1 rRNA gene is annotated in these 236 nt (G+C 49.6%); it reads left to right on the top strand.

Annotated elements, in window-relative coordinates:
• A 16S ribosomal RNA gene (locus SAY88_RS25660) occupies positions 1 to 236 on the top strand; the annotation flags it as partial.

Raw genomic sequence — 236 nt, forward strand, 5'->3', positions numbered from 1 at the left:
TTATTGGGCGTAAAGCGAGCGCAGGCGGTTTTTTAAGTCTGATGTGAAAGCCTTCGGCTCAACCGAAGAAGTGCATCGGAAACTGGGAAACTTGAGTGCAGAAGAGGACAGTGGAACTCCATGTGTAGCGGTGAAATGCGTAGATATATGGAAGAACACCAGTGGCGAAGGCGGCTGTCTGGTCTGTAACTGACGCTGAGGCTCGAAAGTATGGGTAGCAAACAGGATTAGATACC

This window comes from Halalkalibacter flavus (genome assembly GCF_036663575.1).
Taxonomy (GTDB): Bacteria; Bacillota; Bacilli; order Bacillales; family Bacillaceae_D; genus Halalkalibacter; species Halalkalibacter flavus.